12 protein-coding genes are annotated in these 24,442 nt (G+C 45.8%); 11 read left to right on the plus strand and 1 reads right to left on the minus strand.

Annotated features, from left to right (window positions below):
* The first annotated feature begins 273 nt into the window (after window positions 1–273).
* From FJQ58_RS15150 to FJQ58_RS15175, 6 genes are all read left to right on the plus strand, one after another.
* The gene (locus tag FJQ58_RS15150) at window positions 274–666 is read left to right on the plus strand and encodes a hypothetical protein (RefSeq protein WP_139994837.1); all 393 of its coding nucleotides are present in this window, start codon (window positions 274–276) and stop codon (window positions 664–666) included.
* A 194-nt stretch (window positions 667–860) separates the two neighbouring features.
* Window positions 861–2,852: an ATP-dependent nuclease gene (locus FJQ58_RS15155; protein ID WP_139994839.1), complete on the plus strand. Its 1,992-nt coding sequence runs from the start codon at window positions 861–863 to the stop codon at window positions 2,850–2,852.
* Window positions 2,852–4,687, plus strand: coding sequence for an ATP-dependent helicase (locus FJQ58_RS15160; RefSeq protein ID WP_139994841.1), 1,836 nt, complete (start codon window positions 2,852–2,854; stop codon window positions 4,685–4,687). Before FJQ58_RS15155 ends, FJQ58_RS15160 begins: the two co-directional genes overlap by 1 nt.
* Window positions 4,688–5,353: 666 nt before the next feature.
* Entirely contained in the window at window positions 5,354–11,698 is a 6,345-nt protein-coding gene (locus FJQ58_RS15165) for a fibronectin type III domain-containing protein (RefSeq protein ID WP_139994843.1), read from the plus strand.
* A gap of 197 nt (window positions 11,699–11,895) precedes the next feature.
* Window positions 11,896–12,177 (plus strand): alpha/beta-type small acid-soluble spore protein, encoded by a 282-nt coding sequence (locus FJQ58_RS15170; protein ID WP_139994845.1) that lies wholly within the window; start codon window positions 11,896–11,898, stop codon window positions 12,175–12,177.
* A 241-nt stretch (window positions 12,178–12,418) separates the two neighbouring features.
* Entirely contained in the window at window positions 12,419–13,423 is a 1,005-nt protein-coding gene (locus FJQ58_RS15175; RefSeq protein WP_139994847.1) for a hypothetical protein, read from the plus strand.
* Between the two features lie 120 nt (window positions 13,424–13,543).
* Here FJQ58_RS15175 and FJQ58_RS15180 read toward each other — a convergent pair whose 3' ends face one another.
* On the minus strand, window positions 13,544–14,824 hold the full coding sequence (locus FJQ58_RS15180) for a glycoside hydrolase family 125 protein (RefSeq protein ID WP_139994849.1): 1,281 nt from the start codon (window positions 14,822–14,824) through the stop codon (window positions 13,544–13,546).
* A gap of 307 nt (window positions 14,825–15,131) precedes the next feature.
* Between FJQ58_RS15180 and FJQ58_RS15185 the strand changes: the two genes are divergently transcribed.
* The 5 genes from FJQ58_RS15185 to FJQ58_RS15205 all read left to right on the plus strand — a co-directional run bounded on the left by FJQ58_RS15185 (window position 15,132) and on the right by FJQ58_RS15205 (window position 24,366).
* Entirely contained in the window at window positions 15,132–16,085 is a 954-nt protein-coding gene (locus FJQ58_RS15185) for an ABC transporter permease (protein ID WP_139994851.1), read from the plus strand.
* Window positions 16,086–16,103: 18 nt separating this feature from the next.
* On the plus strand, window positions 16,104–17,015 hold the full coding sequence (locus FJQ58_RS15190; protein WP_139994853.1) for a carbohydrate ABC transporter permease: 912 nt from the start codon (window positions 16,104–16,106) through the stop codon (window positions 17,013–17,015).
* 117 nt (window positions 17,016–17,132) lie between these two features.
* On the plus strand, window positions 17,133–18,722 hold the full coding sequence (locus tag FJQ58_RS15195; protein ID WP_139994855.1) for a type 2 periplasmic-binding domain-containing protein: 1,590 nt from the start codon (window positions 17,133–17,135) through the stop codon (window positions 18,720–18,722).
* Between the two features lie 206 nt (window positions 18,723–18,928).
* Window positions 18,929–21,169 (plus strand): glycoside hydrolase family 3 N-terminal domain-containing protein, encoded by a 2,241-nt coding sequence (locus FJQ58_RS15200; RefSeq protein ID WP_238404076.1) that lies wholly within the window; start codon window positions 18,929–18,931, stop codon window positions 21,167–21,169.
* Window positions 21,170–21,171: 2 nt separating this feature from the next.
* Window positions 21,172–24,366 carry an alpha-mannosidase gene (locus tag FJQ58_RS15205; RefSeq protein WP_139994859.1) on the plus strand — a complete coding sequence of 1,065 codons (3,195 nt, stop codon included), beginning with the start codon at window positions 21,172–21,174 and terminating at the stop codon, window positions 24,364–24,366.
* Window positions 24,367–24,442 lie beyond the last annotated feature (76 nt).

A 24,442-nucleotide genomic window follows, 5' to 3' on the forward strand; every position in this document is an offset into this window, starting at 1 on the left:
ACAAAACAGCAAGCAAACAACTGAAGTTCTTGAACTTGCAAGTAAACTTGAAGAACAGATCTTTCATTATAATTATGTAATAAATGGCTTGAGAAAAGAGAACAAAGTAATCACTGAATATAGCCTGTGCAAAGGATTCAATGAAACCGTATATTTTCTTAATCAAATAGAAAGAGAATTATGTTGATCTGTAAGCTTGCTATACAGGTTGAGGGTCAGATTGGAAGGGGAGACTTTCACTGTACATTGAAGTTCGGGGAAGAGGTGACTCATATGGCTAAAATAATATCTGATGTATGGGAGATAATTGAGAAGTACCAATACAGTAGAGAATTGCGTAAATATGCGGATAAGCATTTCTTCAACGATAATTCGTATTTTCGTAAGGTCAACTCCAATCAGGACGTTGAACGGGCGAAAGCAGGTATTTATAATCGACTTGAGCAATACAAAAAAGTTTTTCCACTCGTCCAAGACGATATTATAGATTTGGAAAGAGCGGCGGCACAGTATGAAATAGCTGTTAAGAAAGTAATTCAGTGTTGGGACAATCCTCATACTGACTTTAACTATTCCGTTGAAGAGTTTCAGGGGCTGATCGAATTGGCCTTTGAGTGTCACGACAAGGTGAATGAGCTAGTTTACAGAAAAGCGATGCAAGATTAAATATATTCCATACCCGACCACCGCAAGGTGGTTTTCTTTTTCCATTTTAACTGTATATATTTGCTTATTGCATTTGTTATAATAAGAGCAATTATGTCGAAATATTGGGCCCTGCACTTAGTTTAGATCTATTAGAGGGAGAATTAAAGAAGTACTAAATCCAAATTAATATTGGTTAAGAGAGGAAGAGAATATTGCCCACACCTTTTATCTCAAGAGTAAGAATCAAGAATTTTCGGAATTTTCACGATATAGATGTTGAGCTAGGTAAGAAACAGGTCATTATAGGGGAGAATAACGTTGGAAAAAGTAATTTCTTAAGAGCAATTCAATTAATTCTTGATCCTCAATTAAACGAAGAAGATCGATATTTAGAAGTAACTGATTTTAATAATGGTTTAGAGGCACCAATGGAAAAGGGAGAAATCATTGAAATTTCAATAGAAATAAAGGAGTTTAAACATAACAAAAACTTGTTATGTCAATTTAACGGAGCAGTTATAAAAACCGATCCTGATACAATGAGACTAACATATCGATATTATTCCATCCCTAAAGAAGAAGGCGGGTTTCGATATGATTATATTATTTTCAAAGGGGAAAATGAAGAAAGTGAATTTCGTCATAGTGATCGAAAATATTTAAATTTAAAGGTCATTAAGCCTATTAGAGATGTAGAAAGTGAAATGAAAAATTCTAAGAAGTCTCCTTTAACAGCTTTATTAAAGGATTACAATATCGATATAAGTGATCTTGAATTGATAGCAAATAATATTAAACAGCAGAATGATGAGGTGCTCAAATTAGGGGAGTTAAAAAACCTTGAGCGGAGGATTAACAATAGGTTTTTAAAATTTGTTGAACTTCAACCTGATTCAAGTGTAGAAATGAGCACCAATGAGTATAAAACGAATCGTATACTTCAAAGTTTAAAACTTATGTTAGGGGAAAGAAGCGTCACAGAGACTAGTCTAGGCCTTACTAATATTTTATACATGACTTTAATCTTATTAGCTATTGAAGATAAAACTATTATTCCATACTTCAAGAATGATAAATTTTTAGAGCTACAATCAGTTGATTCAACAGGAGTTTTAACGAACTGTTATGAACAAAATATCTCGGGACATTGGGAACTGAAAAATAGTTTAGAGGAATCACTGATAATTTCATTATATGAGTTTCTGGATTCTAATAATCCTAAAGACGAAGGCATAACACTGTTAGCTATTGAGGAGCCAGAAGCACATTTACATCCTTCAATTCAAAGAGTTATCTATAAAGATCTCTTTCAGCGAAATGATGCATCTGTTTTAATGACAACTCATTCAACTCATATAACTTCGGTTGCACCTATAGAATCGATTGTTCATTTATATAGATCCAAAGCGAAAGGAACTAAGGTGAATTCCTCAGTTAATTTGATTTTAGATCCTGATGATATTGAAGACCTGGCCAGATATATCGATGCCAAAAGAGGAGAAATTTACTTCGGTAAGGGAGTTGTTTTGGTTGAAGGTATAGCCGAGGAGTATTTAATTCCCCAGTTTGCTGAATTACTTGAAATGCCATTGGATTATAAAGGTATCATTGTTTGTAATATAAACTCGACAAATTTTGAGCCGTATGTAAAATTTCTAATTTCACTCGGTATTCCATACGTTGTCATAACAGATGGAGATTATTATGAGGTAGAAGGTGAAGAAAAGAAATTTCATAGAATGTTGCATGATGAGGCTGAATCAATTGGTTATTATGGACAAGAGATAATAAGTCGGATTATCGTAAATTTAAATATCATTGATGCAATTGATTCTGATTGCTTGCCTACAGACTTTAACGAACTCGATGAGGTTTTTAATGAAAACGGATTTTTTGATGGTATGTATACTTTAGAGGTAGATATTATGGAGAAAGCAGCAAAGAGTAAAGGCGCTCTTGAAGTTCTGAGCAATATCTTTAATTGTCTGACTTCAGGGGGCAGCAGGCAAAAACAGAATTTTAAAAAATCGCTTGAATCGGGCAGTTATTGGGATTGCTTACGTAAAATTGAGGCTTCGGGGAATAATATCGGAAAAGGACGCTATGCTCAAAGGTTGGCCACTGAATGTACAGTTCATCATGTTCCGGGTTATATAAGTAATGCTATTAATTACATCTATCAGAAAGTAGATGAACAGAACTGATGTCTAAGTATGAAAGCAGGCTTCTTAGAATAAAAAAAGATCCACAGCAGTATACTGCTTTGCTAAGTAAAGGCAATACTACCGTTCTTGCGGGTCCGGGTAGTGGTAAAACAACAGTATTAACAATGAAGATTGTAAAGTTGTTAAATGAGGATATTTTAGCACCTCGAGGGTTAGCTTGTGTAACCTTTAGTAATGAGGCTGCAAAAGAATTTCGCTCTAGATTAAAAGAGCTTGGTCTTAAAAAAAGGGACAATGTATTTTTAGGAACAGTTCACTCATTTTGCATTTCTGAAATCATCGTGCCATTTGGACATCTTTATCCAAAATATAATATTCCGTTGCCATTAAACATAATCTCTTCTAAAAATAAGAGTACTCTATTCAAAAACGTCTTAGATGATTTAGGCATTGAATATGAACAAGTAAGCATTTTAGAAATGAATAAGGAACGTTACCAAAATTTAAATGGAAAGACAGCGGTTAATATACCTAGTTATGATCTTGCATTAAGGGTAGCAACTGAGTATGAGAAAAGATTGGTTGAGTTGGGTTTTGTGGATTTCGAGATTATTATTAAATATGCAACGTTATTAATTCAAGAAGAAGATTTTGTTAGAAAATGCTTAGAAGCAAAATTCCCGTGGATTTTAATAGATGAATATCAGGATTTAGGCAGACCCCTTCATGAAATGATTCTTTCATTGATAGATAGTACTGCAATTAAGATATTTGCAGTAGGTGATCCTGACCAATCAATCTATAGTTTCAGTGGGGGTATTCCAGACTATTTGCTCGAACTTTTCAATTTTTCGAACATGAATAAAGTCAGTCTTAAAACAAATTATCGCAGTAATCAAGATATCGTCGATGCTTCTGAACTTGCTTTGAATGTTACAGAAAAGAGAAATTATATTGCTGGCACTCGTTTTGGGGAAATGGCAGAGTTTTCGTTTATCACCTGTGAAGATGGCATGGATGATCAGTATAAGTATGTTTTGAACACACTGATACCAGACTGTGTTAAAAGAGGCACTTCTCTAGACGAAATAGCAGTCATCGTTGCTTCAAACAAAGAAGCTAGTGAACTAAGCAGACTTTGTGATGTGAGCAGTATTCCAAATTATATTTCTAAACACGATTTTGAAAGATCAGAGATAGTTGTTTGGATGGAACAATGCGCAACTTGGGTCCATGATCCAACGGCTGTTTCATTTGAAGATATTTATAGCTTCTGGAGAAAAATACAGAGTGTTCATGGTCTAAAGACTCTAAAGATATTAGATATGGAGAAAAAAAGGGCTTTGTATGATATATTAACGGACAGCACGAGACATAAAAATAGCCTGGGATCATGGATAGCATTCATTCTAAATAAAATAAATGTCAGAAACTTATTAAAGAATTCGAGTGCTTACCCTGATGAACTTACAAACTTGGAGAAATTATATAAGCTTTCGATAGCTGGTAAGTTTAGCCGATACAACATCAGTATGTTTAGTAGACTTGGCAAACCGCAAAATCAAATTACAATTACTACAAGACATTCCTCTAAGGGACTTGAATTTGAGGTAATAATACTATTAGGTATGGATGAAGAACGATTCCCGAGTTTTGCAAGTCTAAGCAACGAACGAAAACTTGCAGAAGAACATCGTATTTTCTTTGTTTGTGTAAGTCGCGCTAAAAGTAATTGTTATTTACTTAGATCTAATTACTATAATGTTTACAGTAAAAAATATAATAAGTCCTATCGAATCCGTTACTATGAATCAAGGTTTTGGTCGACAATATATACATGGTATTCAGCCTCAAGAGTGGCTCCTTTTCAATAAAATAATTATTATTTTTTTGTCTCACCTATAATTGCAAAAACGGTAACTTATCTCATTTATAATTATTCATTGTCGCAAATATAAATTGTAAAAATAGCTTAATAAGGCACTTTTTAGTCTCAGTTATAACCGTTACCCACAACAAACTCAAACTTACATTAAGATTCCCCCGTGGCTATTACAGATCATCTGTATTCACGGGGGGATTTTTATAGTACCATGGCTATGATCAAAGCATTGCTAAATGTGCAGCCGCAATCTTTTTTTGTGCTCTTGGAATCAAGCTGCGGCGGAATAAAAACGTTTCAACGGTCTTTTTCATATTGGCGGCGCTCAGTCTTTATCTAGCATGGAGGCAGCTATAAGCTTGTGAGTTGACGTTATGAACAGCAGAAGCATTCACGCGGGAACATCTTCTTTTTTTGTGAACGTAAATGCAATACTCCATACAGACCAATAACTCTAATGCCAGGTAAGCCTCCCTTTTCATAAGGATGCTCACTTGGCATTTTTTATCATTTCACTATAAAACTATCTATCTCTCTCCAAGTGAAGTCTTTGAACATAGTTTTTGTCGAAGTTTGTCATTTTGCTGTCATTGAGAGTTGATATAGTTATTGTAGCTATGATGAAAAATAGTAATTTATACATGTAGGAGTGTATGCGATGCCAGGTAGTCACGTACTTGTACCAAGAAACAAAAGGTTTCAAAGCTTTATAATTAGATTGACGCTGTTTGCAATACTGCTCACATTATTTCCTTATCCCTACGTAGCGAAGGCAGAGCCCGTTGCGAATGGAAAGCCGGACTTATTGTCAGGAATATCGGTCAATTACATTCAGAATCTGTCTGCTTCTTATTTGGCTAATGTCAATTACGCGACGGACGGGGACGATACGACCTCAACGGATATGGGCGCGGGTAATTATAATTCGTATTCGCTTACGTTTCCTTCTCCGACCAATATCGGGAAAGTGCGAATCGTTGTTAACGATTATTCCAAGCTCTACTATAAAATGATCCGTATGTGGCACCCGGACGGCTCCTACACGGACCGTAATCTGACGCAGAATACGTATACGGATATTTGGAATATCAGTAATGTAACGATGATCCAAATTCCGTTGGTGCAGGTGGTTAGCTCCGATGATCCGTTCAAATTATTCACGTTCGAGGTTTATGAAATGAACCTGGTCCCCCCTACGGTACCGGAGTTTACGATGACGGCAGCGGGCAATGGTGAAGTTAGCCTGAACTGGACTGCATCAGAGGACAATGAGAATGAATTGGCAGGCTATACCATCTACAAAGATGGCAGCTACCTGGCGAAAGTGTACGGCAATACGACGAGCTACACAGCAACAGGTTTAGCCAATAATGTTAGCCATACCTTTCAAGTGTCAGCTTTTGATGTCTCGAACAATGAGTCAGCTAAGAGCACAGCGGTTGCGTTGACTCCTATCAATGCGGATGTGCCTTCAACCCCAACTACTGTAAAGGGAACACCTGAAGAAGGTGCTTTACTTCTCCAATGGGCAGCTAATCCGGAGAATGATATTGCGGGCTACAACGTCTATAGAGATGGCGTAAAGGCAAATACGTCATTGGTGGTTGGCTCAAGCTATTCTTTCAGTGACGTGATCGCAGGCGTATCCTACGGGTTTGAAGTAGAAGCGGTTAATACTTCGGGGCTTGTTTCAGCGAAGTCAGCTATTTGGCAACTGGTATATCAGAAAAAAGATTTGCTTAAGGGCATTTCTCCTTCCTATTGCTCGCCCGCAAACCCAACGTTTGCAACGGATGGAGATGATACAACCGCTTTAGGAGCCCATGATCTATACGGCAATTGTAATTTTATATTTACGAATGGTGCAAAAGACATTGGCAAAATCAGAGTGCTTGTCGATGACTACCGTAAATTCTGGGGTGTAGCCATTCGGATTTTCTACGAAAATAATCAATATTACGATTTGATGGTGAACACGGATATTAGGTCCAACGAGTTCACCAAATATGTGAATTTGCGTGGGGTAACCAGAATAAACTTTGGTCCCAATTCAGGTTTGTCCCCTGAAACGGCGTTAAAGCTATTCAGCTTTGAAGCTTACGCTATCGATGATGTACCGCCTTCCGTGCCGGCTATTGTGTCTTCTGCTGTGGGCAATGGTAAAGCGGATTTCACATGGTCTGCATCTACCGATAATGAAGGTTTCCTAGCAGGCTATAAGATTTACAAAGACGGCCAATACTTGACGAGCGTGAACAGCAATACGACAACCTACACGGTAACAGGCTTATCCAATAAGGTCAGCTACAATTTTGAGGTATCCGCGTATGATTCTGTGAATAATGAGTCTGCCAAAAGCGCAGCCGTGTCATTGACGCCTACGAATGAGGTAGCGCCAACTGCTCCGTCTGAATTTAGGGGAACCGTTCAGAATGGATCCATCGCGTTGAAATGGAAGGCTAATCCAGAGAATGACTTGGCAGGCTACAACGTTTACCAAGATGGCGCGAAGCTGAATACCATGCCAATCATTGGCGAAAGCTATTCCATTAAAAGCCAAACCTACGGAGTTCCCTATGACTTTTATGTGGAAGCCGTAAATACTTCGGGACTCGTTTCGGCAGAATCGGATACGATTCGGATTACACCGTACTACAGGCCTGATTTATTGTCAGGATTATTAGTGAATTATATCCAAAATGCGTCTGCTCCTTATTTGGCTAATGCCAATTTTGCGACGGACGGTGACGATACAACCTCAACGGATATGGGAGCGGGTTATTATAATTCGTATTCGCTAACGTTCCCTTCGCCGACCAACATCGGGAAAGTGCGAATCGTCGTTAACGATTATTCCAAGCTCTACTATAAAATGATTCGTATGTGGCACCAGGACGGCTCCTACACGGACCGCTACCTGACGCAGAATACGACTACGGATATTTGGAATATCAGTAATGTAACGATGATCCAAATTCCGTTGGTGCAAGTGGTTAGCTCCGATGATCCGTTCAAATTATTTACGTTCGAGGTTTATGAAATGAATCTGGTTCCGCCAACTGTACCGGAGTTTACGACGACGGCAGCGGGCAACGGCGAAGTTAGCTTGAACTGGTCAGCATCTACGGATAACGAAAATGAATTGGCGGGCTATGTCATCTATAAAGATGGCAGCCTCTTGGCGAAAGTGGACAACAATACGTTGAATTATACCGCGACAGGGTTAGCTAATACGAAAAGCTATAATTTTCAGGTAGCGGCTTTTGACGCATCAAATAATGAGTCAGCTAAGAGCACAGCGGTTTCATTAACTCCTGTCAACACAGCAGCGCCTGCCGCTCCTACAAATATTGAGGGCACGTTTGAAGAAGGGGCTATTCTTCTCAGATGGGCAGCTAACTCGGAAAATGATATTGCCGGCTATAACATCTACAACAATGGAGTAAAAATTAATGCGTCGCCGATTGTTGATCTAAGCTATTCAGTTAGCGACGTAACAGCCTCTACTTCCTATGGCTTTGAAGTGGAAGCGGTAAACACTTCCGGATTGACATCGGCCAAATCGACTAAGCTAAATCTAGTCTATCAAAAGCCAAATTTACTGAAAGGCATGTCGCCTTCTTATTGTTCAACCATCAATCCCACGTATGCGACAGATGGGGATGATTCCACCGCTCTAGGAGCTTATGATTTATACGGCAACTGTAATTTTGTTTTTACGAATGGTGCCAAAGACATTGGTAAAATTAGAGTGCTTGTCGATGATTATCATAAATTTTGGGGCGTAGCCATTCGGATTTTCTACGAAAATAATCAATATTACGATTTGATGGTGAACTCGGATATTAGGTCCAATGACTTCACCAAATACGTGAATCTGCGTGGAGTAACCAGAATAAACTTTGGACCAAACTCAGGGTTAACTCCTGAAACGGCGCTGAAAATTTTTAGCTTTGAAGCTTATGAGATTGATCGTATCTCTCCCTCGGTACCTGAGATTGTTTCATCTGTACCGGGCAAGCGAAAAGTAAATCTGGAGTGGACGGCATCTACAGACAATGAGGGTTTCCTATCGGGCTATCGGATTTATAAAGACGGCAAATACTTGACGAGCGTAAGTAGCGATACGACAACCTATACGGTTGAAGGCTTATCGAATTTGGTGAGCTACAATTTCGAAGTAACCGCTTATGATTCGGCTAACAACGAGTCTGCCAAAAGCGAAAGGGTTTTCGTGACACCAATTAATGCTGTAGCGCCAGCTGCTCCTACAGATTTAACGGGAACTCCAGAGGATAGGGCTATTGCTTTGAAGTGGACGGCTAATGCCGAGGATGACCTTGAAGGCTATAACGTCTACCAAAACGGTGAAAAGCTTAATACAGTGCCACTTCTTGAAGAAAGCTACGACATCGACGGTTTAACCAATGGTATTGTATACAACTTCCAAGTAGAGGCGTTAAATGATTCGGGCATTGTATCTGCCATGTCGAATACGGTAAACATCGTTCCTTATGATACAGTGGCTCCTTCTACGGTTAAAGGAATAAACGTTGAAGTCGGTGTTGCTTCCGGAACAGCGAAATTGACATGGGATGCCAACTCAGATGCGAATCTGCAAGGGTATGTTGTGTACGTTAACGGGGCTAAGAGCAACTTGGCGACGATAACGGATACATTTTATCAAGTGACTGGTCTTGTCAATGGAGCGGAATACAGCTTCCAAGTATCGGCAGCGAATGGCTCGAACATAGAGTCCGAGAAGAGTGAGAGTATCTTTAAAACTCCGCTTAACCCTGAAGCGCCTGCTGCTCCAGCAGCAGTAACGGGGACGCCCGGAGATCATCAAGCAGTGATTTCATGGACAGCAAATATAGAAAGCGATCTGGCCGAGTATAAAATATACCGCGATGGGATTGAAGTGGGAGTAGTGGATAAGAACACCACTTCGTTTGCCGCGCTGGAGCTGCCTAACGGCATCAGCAATGCCTTCACAGTATCCGCCAAAAATACAAGCGGCTTGGAATCAGATCAAAGCAAGCCGGTTACGGTTACTCCCGCTTCCTCAAATGCAGCTTTAAGCGATTTGGCTTTAAGCAACGGACAAGCACTAAACTCGGCATTTGATGCGGAGACTGATCATTACACGTCCAATGTGGGATACGAAATGACGAGTTTAACGGTAGTGCCAACTTCAGCAGATGAAGCCGCAACGATCACAGTGAACGGATCGGCTGCAAGCGAGCCAGTCAGGTTGAATGTTGGCACCAATGAGATTACGATTGTCGTAACGGCGCAAGACCAAACGACGACAAAGACCTATACGGTAGTGGTGACGCGTGCGCAGTCATCTAATGCAAGTTTGAGCGGCTTGGCCTTAAGCGGCGATACAGAGCTGAATGAGACCTTTGCACCGGAGACGGCAAGCTATACAGCTAATGTGGGCCATGACGTTAACAGCATAAAGATCTTGCCGACTGTAGCAGATGAAACAGCGACGGTCTTGGTCAATGGACTAGCGGCAAGCGAGTCCGTCAACCTGAGTGTTGGTTCAAATGTGGTTACTGTTGTTATAACAGCGCAGGATGAGAAGACAACAAGGAGTTTCACGGTAACGGTGACACGGGCAGCGGCAAGTACGCCATCACCAACACCAGTAACAACGCCGTCTGCTTCGCCAGCGCCGGTATCAACACCAAGTCCAGCACCAAGCACTACACCAGATGTTACGCCAACTGCTGCGCCGCATGCAGCTGTGCAGGTAGATTCTAGCGCTAACGTTGTAACAACAACTACAGGTGCAGATGGCCATGTCACAACTGTTGTGACTCAAGATGCGGAGAAGCTTGCAGATGCATTCAAGCAATTGGAAAATGAGGCAACCCATAACGGCGAAGCGCCAAAGATTAGCCTTTTAGTCAATAATCCTGCTGGTACAGCTACTACAGTGAAGCTGCCGTCATCGGTTCTTGCGGATGCTGCGGCTAAGACGGCAAATGCAATGATTGAAATTCAATCCAACGATGGCACTTATTCGTTGCCACTGAGTATCCTTGATTTTGCTGCCATTGCCGAAAGCTTGGGCACAACAGTAACGAATATTAGCATCCAAGTGAACATAGCGCTGGTTGAAATGGATTTAAGCGGCGAGCTTGGCGATCATGCAGTGATGCTAGGAAGCGCAATTGAATTCTCGATTACTGCAACGGGCAACGGACAAACCATTGAACTGAACAACTTTGGATCAACCTATGTTGAACGCAGTGTTCAATTGGCGACTACAGTTGACGCAGATCATACGACAGTTGCACTTTACGATCGGACAACGGGGAAATTTTCTTTTGTGCCTGCCTTATTTGAAGAACAAGCAGACGGTACGACTAAAGTTACCTTCAAGCGGAACGGCAACAGTATCTATACCGTTCTATCTTCAACCAAAACGTTCAATGATGTAAGCAAGCATTGGGCAAAAGCAGATATCGAGCTTCTCGCCTCCAAGCTGGTCATTGGCGGGGTGAGCGAGAGCAGCTTTGCTCCTGAACGTTCGATTACAAGAGCAGAATTCGCGACTATGCTGGTACGTGCTCTAGGGCTAACGGTAGAGACGGCTCTAGTATCATTCACAGACGTCAAAACTGGTAACTGGTATTCCGGTGCCATTGGAGCAGCGGTTCAAGCAGGCTTGATTGCCGGCTACTCAGACGGAACCTTTAAGCCGAACGAGCCCATTACGCGTGAACAAATGGCCGTTATGGCAGCGAGAGCTGCCGAAGCCGCAGGCGCGAGCATCGATGTTTCAGGTGTAGAAAATGAGCTTTTGGCTAATTTCCAAGATAAAGCATTCATTGGCAGCTGGTCACAAGCGTCTGTCGCGAAAGCTGTGAAAGCAAACCTCATAACGGGGATCACAAAGGATACGTTTGACCCTGCAGCGAATGCGACAAGGGCGCAGGCCGCAGTCATGCTGAGAAGACTCATGCAATTCGTTCATTTCATCAATTAACAGGCTTTTACAAAAAAATGCAATGATCAAGAAAGTGTTAACCTTCGGGTTAGCGCTTTTTTGTTATCGATTATGAAGAAAATAAAGAAATAGCGACGTTTGTAACAGATTGGGAAGAAATAGAATCGCCAAAGCTGCGGATGAAAAAACAAGCTTTAGCACATCTTAGAGGAAAAGCGCCAAGGGAGTGCATCAAAATGGCAAGAAGACGACGGTATGCAGTGCCGGGCATTGAACAAGAGATGCGGAATTTCAAAGCGGATGTCATGAGGCGTGAAGGGTACACTGTCGACCCTAATCGTCCGGATGACGTGAAATATGAAGTGGCCAAGGAGCTTGGCGTACCGCTACAGCCTGGCGACAATGGTCATTTAACGACGGAATCAGCTGGCCATATTGGCGGTAAAATTGGCGGTTCCATGGTTCGGGAAATGATCCGCCGAGCCCAAGCCCAGCTTAGCAAGGAAGTTGAATTGTAAAAGTAAAAGGTTGAATTCGCCTGATTTTATGGGACGAATTCAACCTTTTTTCGTATAACGATGAAGCAAAACCGAGTTATAATACATGTAGGCAACCTTTCGAGAGAAAGATTTTGTATCGCGGAATTGAAGCGGAGGAGCTTACTTCTTTCTATCATAAGACGTCGGGGCGACAGAGCTGAAATTCTCGTCGAATAAATAACGCATAGCCGTACATAAGGTTCATAACAGGATAGAGGTGTTGAAAATAAGTACTCCAAAGAAGTTAACCAGCTTTAGCAAGCTCAACGCTTTTATGAAATTCGGCGGTTTTATGGAACTGCCAGAGAATCGCGAACGAACACTTCGCGATTCTCTGGCAGATTGTCAGGCTAGTTTTAGAAGCGAACACGACATCGCCATAGAGTACGAGTTCCGGCATTGCGACTTGACCGTTATCTATGTGAACAATGGCTATTACGGATCGCATATCGATTTTAGTCGTCTTAAGCAGATAAGCAGCAAGGAACGGATCGTCAAAAGCTGTGCAATCAACTTTTGGAGTCATTTCCAAGGCTATGCAGAGGAACTAGGTCTGATCATCGTCACTTTTACGCAAACCAAAAACAGCATCAGAATTATACTAAACAACGGAGTGCGTTTAGCTTTTCGTTATTCGAAAACTCATGATGATTTTCTCATAAATGAAATAACCAGCCGCTATAGCAACAGAAGAAAAATGAGTTTCATTTACGGGAAGCCGTGCATCCTTGATATGGAGAGCATGGGCTTTACGGTCATCCAATATCTGAAACATGGCGGCTTCTTTAACGTACCGGGTAATCAGGAATGTCGATTCGAGGATTTGCTCATGAATTGCACGACCAAAGAAAGCCATAGCAGCATAACGGGCACTATATTGGGATTCCATTTTAAAGCTTGGCTTTTGGAGGTCTTTTATGATGAGGAACTGCAATTCATAGGCGAAAATATTAAGTTTTTAGGTGATAGCCATTGCAAAAACAAGGACGAAACGAAGCAGGAAACGGACATCCATGTTTGGGAGGGCTTTAAAGATTTTACGCAGCGAAATGGTATACAAATCGTTGAAATATGCAGGAGCCGTGACGTGATGATCGTCTTCTTAGATACAGGTTCCAATGTCCATTTTAATTATTCCGAGGAATACGGAGATTATGTAATTAGCGTGATGGAAGGTGACGGAGTACGCTTTCGTGATAGCTACAGGAAAATTTATAAGGACTGATTGTAGTTAATAGGGTTTATTAGAAAAGCGCCTGGGACGTCTTTATGACGATTCAGGCGCTTAGGCTGTCGAGAAAATCTCGGCAGCTTTATTTTGTATAGCAATGCTTGTTCTTGAGAATTAAATGATGTTTCTGTCCATCGCCTTGACGATCAAGGTCGCAAACAAGCTGTTGGACCAGGCAAACCATTCGCGGGAGAAGTCTGCCGGATTATCCGGGTGGAAACCCTCATGCATGAAGCCCGTATCGGCGTCCGTATCCAGCAGCACTTGGATCAGCTCTTTGATCTCCGCGTCATTATCCGAGGTTAATGCCTGCATCGAGAGTGCCATATGCCATACATAGCCGCCAGGGGTATGGGGGCTGCCAATGCCCTTGGCATGCTTGCCCTCAAAGTAGAACGGATTATCGAAGCTAAGGGCAAAGCGGCGCGTATTCTGATAAATCGGATCGTCCGTGCCTACATAACCGATATAAGGGATGGAGATAAGCCCTGGTGTCCCCGCGTCATCCATTAGGCAATAATTGCCGAAGCCATCTGTTTCGTAGGCATAGATAGGACCGTGAACCGGATGATTCACGATACCGTAATGGCGGATGCCGAAATCAATCTCTCTACGGAGCTTGTCAGCCCGTTCTGCAAGGCGCTCATCCTTATAAATCTCGGTTGCGATTTCAATAATATGGCCCAGCACAACGACAGCGAACATATTGGAAGGGATATTATAGCCAAACACATTGGCATCATCGCTTGGGCGAAAGCCAGACCATGTCATGCCCGTGTAGTTAGCAGGCATGCCGCGTCCATCGTTTGGCAGTGTTTCGGTTTCTTGCTTGGTCTGCCTGATAAAATGGTAATTGGAACGCTCTTGATGATGTTGCTCCGTAATCATGACTTCGACGATGGAGGTCAGGGCCTGGTAACATTCATGGGTGAATATATCGGTTTGTCCCGCTTCCTTCCAATAGGAGTATAGGAGCTGAACAGGAAAACAAAGCGAGTCCAGCTCGTATTTGCGCTCCCACATCCAAGGATTCAAATGGCAGTCGTCGGTGTCGCGATAATGGCGGTCATTGGCCGTTTCATTAAAAGCATTGGTGTACGGGTCAATATTAATATAGAAGATTTGTCTGGCGATCAGGCCGCCGATGATGCGCTGCAGCTGCTCGTCATTTTTGGCAAACGGAATGTAATGGCGAACCTGCTCGGTAGAATCGCGCAGCCACATGGCCGGGATGTCTCCAGTGAAGACAAACGTCGTACCGTCATCCAATAATTTGGTTGTTGTTTCTAACGTGTTAGGGAACGTATTACGAAATAATTGCTGCAGCTTGGGACGATGGGCCAGACGCTTGTCGGCTTCCTCTAGAAAAGTTGTAATCGATTTTGGCAATGTCATGGTATGGGCCTCCTGAAAGTTGGTCATGTCCTAACTTGATCTATCCAACAGGATGTCACAAGGCCGTCAGATCGGCAATATGTATAATATGCAGTGCTGAATCTAGGTACAAAAACAACACAAAAGCGCTTACAACGCATTGCTGCAGGCGTGTCAAATTTGCTTTGGTATAGCGGTCAAACCCAGTATTATCAAGGGTTTGGCCTTTTTTTGCCGCATGCTTCAAATACGACATATTTAACCTGCCCAGCTAGACGCCTATAATTTGGAGCAGAGTGGTACAGGAACAGGAAAGGGGCATCAGAAAATGAACGGTAAAGGACAGCAGGCACTGCAAACGCCTCCGCTGCGAGCGTCAAGCGGGATCGCCAAGCGAATGATGCAAAACTGGGAATTGTACTTATTTATGCTTCCCGCGGTTGTATATTTTGCGGTATTCCACTATGCACCGATGTATGGAATTCAAATTGCATTCAAAAATTTCATTCCGTCCAAAGGTATTTTTGGCAGTGACTGGGTCGGCTTTCAACACTTTGAACGTTTTTTTAATTCGCATTATTTTTGGGATTTGCTCTGGAATACGCTGAGCATCAGTTTCTATGAGCTGGCTCTCGGATTCCCGCTGCCAATCATTTTGGCCTTGGCATTTAATGAAATTCGCAACGGTTATTTCAAGAAAAGCGTGCAAACGATTACTTACGCGCCGCATTTCATTTCGATTGTGGTCATGACCGGGATGATTATTTCATTCCTTTCTCCATCAAGCGGGATGCTGATCCGCGGGCTTGAGGCGCTTGGCATCGATGCGCCGCAGTTTCTTAACGATCCTGCTTGGTTTAAGACGGTCTATGTCATTTCCGGCGTATGGCAAAATACAGGGTGGGGAACGATCATTTATTTGGCAGCGCTATCAGCGGTTGATCCGCAGCTGCACGAAGCAGCCATTGTGGATGGGGCAAGCCGATTCAAACGGATGCTTCATATTAACCTGCCAACCATTATACCGACCATTACGATCCTGCTGATTTTGAACACGGGCAATATTTTGGGTGTTGGTTACGAGAAAATTTTACTGCTGCAAAATTCGTTGAATCTGGAAAGCTCAGATGTCATTTCAACCTTCGTTTACCGATCAGGTCTCGTAAGCGCGCAATACAGCTTCTCGACTGCCGTTGGGTTATTCAATTCGGTTGTCAATGCTCTCATGCTGATTACAGTGAACCAAATTGCCAAACGTACAAGTGCAACAAGCTTATGGTAAGGAAAGGAGAGGTTTAAGATGGTGAAGTCGATGAGGGAATCCACCTCGGACAAGCTGTTTCTGGCAGTAAACTATATTTATTTGGCCCTTGCGCTCATTGTTGTGCTCTATCCGCTTATCTATATCGTCAGCGCTTCAATCAGTACGCCAAAGTTCGTCAATTCGGGGGAAATGTGGCTGCTGCCGAAGGGCCTGACATTGGATGGCTATAAGCTTGTTTTTGCGAATCCCAAAATATGGAACGGCTATGGCAACACTCTTCTTTATACCGTAGTAGGAACCTTGCTGAACCTGGCAGTAACTTTGCCGGCAGCCTATGCCCTCAGCCGCTCCGATTTTGTGGGACGCAACTTTTTTATGGCGATGTTTCTCGTCACGATGTTTTTTAATGGCGGCTTGATCCCCCTATACCTGACAGTCAAAAATCTGGGGCTGATCAATTCAATGGGAGCTTTGATTCTCCCTGTTGCGGCATCCGTATGGAATATCATAGTGGCCAGAACCTTCTTTCACTCCACGATTCCGAAGGAGCTGCAGGAGGCTGCGCATATGGATGGCTGTACGAATTTAAGGCTGTTCTTCCAAATCGTGCTGCCATTGTCCGCTCCGATTATTGCCGTTATGGCCTTGTTCTATGGCGTCAGCCACTGGAACAGCTACTTTCCGGCCCTTATTTACCTGAATGATGAAATGAAATATCCTCTGCAAATGGTGCTGCGCCAAATATTGGTACTGCAGGAGATGTCTGCGGAAACGACGGGGGCGGCGATCAGCGGCGATATTGCCCAGGCCATGAACAACAAGGCTGAGATTGCCTCATTGGTCAAATATGCCGTTATCATCGTATCTACCCTGCCGGTTGTCGCTTTATATCCGTTTTTGCAGCGGTATTTTGTGCAAGGGGTCATGATCGGTTCGGTCAAAGGCTAGCATCACCGTAACTAAGAGGTAATAGATGCATGCGGGTACGGGTTCGCCTTGGTGAACCCCATGATTTCGCAATCATTTGTTATAGCGTTATGATTATATAAAAAGGGAGGATTTAAAATGCGGAACAAGAAAAAAGGTACGGTAGCGCTGTTGTCTGCGGCTCTAGTGGCAGGCTTGCTGGCGGGCTGCGGATCGTCGAATGACAAACAAAAGGCAGAGGTTGAGGTAGAGGTAGCCAAAGAAGGGCTTCCCATTGTAAACGAGCAGATTTCGTTAACGCTGACAGCGCCTGATGTCGGCATTCAGAACTGGAAGGACATGGAGGTCCTGAAGGAAATGGAGAAATTGACGAACATTAAGATGGTTTTTAACAATGCGCCGAAGGAAAGCTTTGATACGAAGAAAAACCTTATTTTCTCCAGCGGCGAATATCCGGATGTATTTTATGCAGCGGGGCTTACCCCTGCGGAGCAAATGAACTACGGTGAGCAGGGAATTCTCATCCCGCTTGAGGATTTGATTGAAAACTACGCGCCAAACGTCAAAAAGGTATTAGAAGATAATCCAGAGATACGCAAGTCCATTACGGCGCCAGACGGTCATATTTACTCCTTGCCGGTGATTGAGTTCAATCAGCCATGGTACCGCAATCCGATGTGGTATAACGGTGATTTTCTGAAAGCGCTTGGCTATGACAAGCTGCCGGAAACAACGGAGGAGCTGTATACGTACCTCAAGCGCGTAAAGGAAGAAGACCCGAACAAAAACGGAGCTGCCGACGAGGTGCCGTTGTCATCCGTCAATCTGCGTGATATTCGCACTTGGCTGCTTGGCGCCTACGGCATTTACGAGGAAGAAATTTATGTCGACGATAGCGATGTCGTTCACTACACCCCAATTGAGGATGGCTATAAGGAGTATTTGATCTTCCTGAACCGGCTTTGGACGGAGGATCTGCTGGATCATGAAACGTTCTCGCAAACGGCGGAGCAGAAAAAAGCCAAAGCCCAAAACAATCAGGTCGCGCTGTTCTCCGATTGGAATGCCTACATGACCTTGGGCGGCGAGCCGAGCACGGATGATCCTATGTTCCTGCCCGTCAAGAGCGAGATGGTGGACAAGGCTGTCATCGCCAAAAGCAAAGGCGTAACGACAGGAGCCTTTGCCATCTCGAAAACCAACTCTTATCCCGAAGCTTCGATGCGTTGGGTGGACTACATTTACGGATATGAAGGCGCGATGCTGTTCAACAAAGGGCCTGAGGGCGTTTTGTGGGAGTACACGGACCGCGACAGCTTGACCAAGAAATATTTGCCGGTTCCGGGCGGCGGAGACCGCGAGGATTATCGCGCAACGCTGACGCCGAACTACGGTATTCCGGCACCGACGATTTCGATTCCTGAAATTCAACTTGGACTGACTACCGAATTTGATGAATGGGTTATGAATGAATCCAAAACCAAGCTATTGGATAACGGCTCGCGGATCCCGTACCCGACATTATTCCTCACAGCAGAGGAGCAAGCAGAGGTAACGACGCTGACCTCGGATCTGACGACGTATGTACGTCAAATGGAAGCCAAATTCATTACGGGCGCCGATACCTTTGACAACTGGGATAAATATATTACTACGGTAACCAAAATGGGCGGCGACCGGATGAGCAAAATCTATCAGGACGCTTATGACAGATGGAAGCAAAGCTAACGATCCGAGCATAAACCGCTATTTTAAGTGAACCAAAGCGATCAGATAAGTAAATAATCAAGATGGATTGCATTCGCCGGCTGCGGCATCGTCCGCAGCCGGCACATGGCATGAAATCTGATCATTTAGGAGAGGTGTGCTTCCAGGTGGACAAAGATAACAAGCAGGCTGAAGCGGGGAGAAAGGCACAGGAGCTGCTTGCTCGCATGACGATTCCCGAAAAAATCGGGCAATTGATACAGCCCTTTGGCTGGAAATGCTATGAGAAGCAGGAGGATGGAAGCATTCGCCTGACAGACGAGTTCAAGGAGCAGCTTCGGCAGGGCGCGGTTGGCTCGCTGTACGGCGTGCTGCGGGCAGATCCATGGACGGAAGTTACGCTTGCCACGGGACTGTCTCCCGAGCAGGGGGCCAAGGCAATCAATGAAATTCAGGAGTATGCGATGCAGCATTCCCGCCTCGGAATTCCGGTGCTGTTCGGCGAGGAATGCTCGCATGGACATATGGCGATCGGAGCGACGGTATTCCCTGTTCCGCTTCTGCTTGGAAGCTCATGGAACGTAGAGCTGTACAAAGAGATGTGCCGTGCGGTTGCCCTTGAAACACGCAGTCAGGGAGGCGCAGTGACGTACTCGCCGGTGCTGGACGTTGTCCGCGATCCACGTTGGGGCCGAACAGAGGAATGCTTTGGGGAGGACCCTTATCTCATCGCCGAGTTTGCGGTAGCGGCTGTTGAAGGCTTGCAAGGCGAGGATCTTGCCGACGAGAACAGCCTGCTTGCAACGCTCAAGCATTTTGCAGGTTATGGCAGCACAGAAGGCGGACGCAATGCACAGCCCGCGCACATGGGGCTGCGCGAGCTGCACGAGGTCGATTTGCTGCCTTTCCGTAAAGCGGTTGAGGCTGGCGCGCGCTCCATTATGACGGCTTACAATGAAATTGACGGCATTCCATGCACGAGCAATCCTTATCTGCTGAATGATGTGCTGCGGCAGGAGTGGGGATTTGACGGCTTTGTCATTACGGATTGCGGTGCGCTGGGAATGCTTGTGAACGGGCATAATGTCGCAGCCAGCGGCGAGGAAGCGGTTAAGCTGGCGCTGGAATCCGGAACGGATATGGAGATGTCGGGGGAGATGTTCAGCAAGCATTTGCTGGCTGCAATTGAACAGGGGCTATTGAGCGAGGAGACGCTGAACCAAGCGGTTCTGAGAGTAATTAGCTTGAAGTTTGAGCTGGGATTGTTTGACCGTCCCCTGGTCGATCCCATAAAGGCAGCGCAGGTCATCGGCAGTCTGGAGCACAAGCAGCTAGCTCGCCAAATGGCGGCAGAAGGAATTGTACTGCTCAAGAATGAGCGGAAGACCTTGCCGCTGAACAAAAATATTGGCAAGGTTGCTGTGATTGGTCCCAATGCGAATGCTCCATATAATCAATTGGGAGATTATACCTCCCCCCAAGAGGAAGGGCAAATCGCCACTCTTCTGGACGGTGTGCGAGCTGCGTTAGGCGGGGAACGGGTTCTGTATGCTCCCGGCTGCCGCATTAAGGAAGAAGCGCGGGAAGGCTTCGCGACTGCGATCGAATGCGCACGTCAGGCTGATGCCGTTATCGTGGCAATCGGCGGCTCAAGCGCCCGGGACTTTGGCGAGGGTACCATCGATCTGGTGACGGGAGCGGCTGTAGTGACCGACAACGCCCTAAGCGAAATGGAGTGCGGGGAAGGCATTGACAGAATGACGTTAAACCTGCTCGGCTCACAGCTGGAGCTGGTGCGAGAATTACGGAAGCTGGATAAGCCGCTTATCGTTGTTTATATCAATGGACGTCCGATTGTTGAGCCGTGGATAGTAGAGCATGCCGATGCGATTGTGGAGGCTTGGTACCCGGGACAGGAGGGCGGGCATGCGCTCGCCGATATTCTGCTCGGTGACGTGAATCCATCCGGCAAACTGACCGTGAGCATTCCTAGACATGTCGGACAATTGCCCGTCTACTATTACAAACGCCGTACTCGGGGCAAACGTTACCTGGAAATGGACTTTGAAGCTCAATATCCGTTTGGCTACGGGCTTAGCTATACAAGCTTTGAATATTCGGAGCTGCAAATTGAGACTGCCGCCGCGGGCGAAGACGGTTATGCGGCGGCGGTTGTAAAGGTGCGCAATAGCGGCAAAATGGCTGGTCACGAGGTTGTGCAGCTCTATGTGACAGATCATGCCGCTACGGTTACGCGCCCGCAAAAAATGCTTAAGGGCTTCCATAAAATTTGGCTGGAGCCGGGAGAGAGCAAGCCGGTACGCTTCGTCATTGGAAGGGAACAGCTGGAGTTTGTTGGCCAGCAGCTTCAGCGAATCGTTGAGGACGGCGATTTCACGATTATGGTCGGGTCCAGCAGCGTGCATTATCTGGAGGCGCCGCTGCGCGTCAGCTTGGAGGGGAAATGACCGTGAAATCCGTTCATCGTTTCGTCCGCTGGCTGGAGCAGCGGCAATGGGTAGAGCAGATTCAGCTAACCCACTGGCAATTAAATAAGCTGCGCTATATCGAGCCCGGCGTTTATGAGCCTATTTCGGAAGGCTGGGAGCTAACCGATCTTGCTGGGCTTAATGAAGGGCATGGTACAACCTATATGCTGCGCCATCAGGCGGCATGGCCTGAGAGCTGGCAGGCGGGAGACGCCGCCTTACTGTATCATGGTGGCGGCGAAGGCTTGCTGCGACTGGGCGGAGCGCCCTATCACGGCCTGGACAACAATCATTGGTTTGTGCCGTTGCCGCAATCTTATCAAGCGGGAGACGTGCTTGACCTGGAGATTGAATTGTATGACCCCATCCCTGAGCCGGTAGATCCGCTTAACCGGCAATCCAAACAAAAGCCGCCGATCAACGGCGTTTCGGTGTCGCTGGTAAGGGTGAATTGGCCGGTCTACCAGCTGCTTCATACCGTACGCGTGGTGCAGGAATCGGCTGCATTGCTTCCAGAAGGAAACCTGCAGCGAACCCAGCTAATCTTGGCGCTGGAGGAAGCAATCGCGAGTCTATATGAGCCTAGCGGAGATGCTTCCATTGATCTGCCAGCTTGCCAGCAGGCGGACGCTGGGCTGAGAATGGCGGCGGAGGCTGCACAGCAAGCAAGCGGCAATAACGGCCTAATGCATATGGTTGGACAATCGCATATTGATATTGCTTGGTTATGGCCGATTAAGGAAACCGTCCGCAAGGCAAGCCGCACCTTCTCAACCGTCTGTGCGCTGATGGATCGTTATCCTGATTTTTATTATTCGCAAAGCCAGCCCATTCTGTATGCTTTCGTTAAGCAAAACTACCCGGAGCTATACGAAAACATCAAGAGGCGGATTGCTGAAGGACGTTGGGAGCTTGTAGGCGGCATGTGGGTGGAGCCGGATCTTAATCTACCAAGCGGAGAGTCGCTTGTTCGCCAAATTTTGATTGGCCAAAGGTTCTATGAGGAGGAGTTCGGTCGGCGCTCCGGAATCGAGTGGCTTCCCGATACTTTCGGTTACTGCGCCTCGCTACCGCAGCTGCTTAAGCAGGCCGGGATCGATTATTTCATGACGTCCAAGCTTGGCTGGAATGATACGAATGAATTCCCGCATACGCTGTTCAACTGGGTCGGCATTGACGGCACCAGCATTGTGGCTTATCAGAATCACGGTTTGAACGAGCATACTCGTCCGCAGGATGTGCAAGAGCATTGGCAAGCTTATAAAGAGAAGGACCAGCATGACGAGCTGATGCTCTTGTATGGCCATGGAGATGGCGGCGGCGGAGTCACGCATGAAATGCTGGAGTACATCGAGCGCTCTGCCTGTATCCCCGGGCAGCCTCAGGCGATATACTCGACTGCCCGGCAGTTTTTTGACGGCATAAGCAGCAGCGGGGTTAAGCTGCCCGATTGGCATGGCGACTTGTATTTGGAGCTGCATCGCGGCACCTACACGACACATGCCAAGAACAAACGAAGCAACCGTCAGGCCGAGCAGTTGTATCGCGCTGCCGAAATATGGCTAAGCCTCTCCGGCCTGCTTGACCCTCAGCGCCAAAGCGAAGCGGGAAAGCGGCTGGAAGAGGGCTGGAAGCTACTGCTGCTTAATCAGTTTCATGATATCATTCCCGGCACATCTATTCCCGAGGTGTATGAAACCTCATCCAAGCAGTATGAAGAGATTATGTGGCTGGGCAATGCTGCCCTAGAGGAAGCAATGCAGATGCTAGCCGGCCGTATGCAAACGGAGAATGAGGGAGCTGCCTACGTGGCGTTTAATAGCCTTGGATGGGCAAGGGATGGATGGGTTTATCTTCCGATTCAGCCAGGCATGGAACAACTGGCGGCATATGATGCGGCAGGAGAGCTGCCATGTCGTATAGAAGCCCCATTGCAGCCGGGAGAAGCGAGGCAACTGACTGTACGGACGGGAACGATTCCTGCATTCGGCTCCAAAACGTTCTGGCTGCGCCGGGTGAATAGCGATTCTCAGGAGCTACGCTCCGGTACGGAGCAGCAACACGTTGCGGAGCAGGCTATGGAAGCTGAAAAATTGACCAGTATCGGTATATTTGAAACTGATTATTATACGATTGAACTGGACGAGCAAGGGCTTATTAGCCGCTTGTACGACAAGCCTTGCGATCGCGAGCTGCTGCAGCCAGGTCGGCGCGGCAACGAATTGCAGCTATTCCATGATACGCCACTGCTGTGGGATGCATGGGACATTGCGCATGACTACGAGAGCAAACGCGCTGACGCGCAGCAGTTGACGGGCTGGAGCATATTGGAGCATAGTGCCGAACGAATCGTAATCGAGCTGAATTGGCAGCTAAGCCAGTCGCGGATCAGGCAGCAGATGATCATCCCTATTCATGATCGCTGCATCGAATTCCGCACTTACGTCGATTGGCAGGAGAACCACAAGCTGCTTAAAGCTGCTTTCCCGCTCGGGCTGGTAAGCGGCAAAGCGACCTATGAAATTCCGTTTGGCGCATTGGAACGCACAACCCATCGCAACACGAGCTGGGAGCAAGCGCAATACGAGGTATGCGGCCACCGCTGGGCCGATTTGTCCGAGCATGGGTATGGCGTAAGCCTGCTGAATGATTGCAAATACGGCTATGACATTAAGGACGCTGTCCTGCGGCTTTCGCTGCTGCGCGCTCCGGGCTGGCCGGATGCGGGCGCCGATCGGGGCGAGCAGGTGTTCACTTATGCGCTGTATCCGCATGAAGGCAGCTGGCAACAGGCCCAGACCGTTCGTGTCGCAGCCGCGCTCAATGAGCCATTGCGGACGATCAAGGCAGATTCTGCTTTCGTTACCGCCAAGGAAAGCCTGGGCTTTGAGCATTCCTGGATTGATTTGGCAAGCGAACAAGTCATTCTGGATACGGTGAAGCCTGCGGAGGACGGCACTGGAATCGTATTGCGTCTATATGAAGGAGCTGGCGGCCGCTCGGATGCGGTTATCGGCTTGAGCGGAAAGCTGCTTGCCCCAGGTGAACGGTTCGCTGTCACTGAAGTCAATATTTTGGAAGACCGACTCGGAGACTTGGCGATGAGCGGCGATAGACTCTGCTTAAGCTTCAAGCCTTTTGAAATCAAAACGATTAAAATAACGACAACATTATAACGTGGCGACCTTCCCCAAAAAAGCGGTGGTCCTTATGGGCTACCGAGGGGAGAGCGCCTGGCAGGAGGAGAACAAT

Source organism: Paenibacillus paridis (genome assembly GCF_006345825.1).
GTDB lineage: Bacteria > Bacillota > Bacilli > Paenibacillales > Paenibacillaceae > Pristimantibacillus > Pristimantibacillus paridis.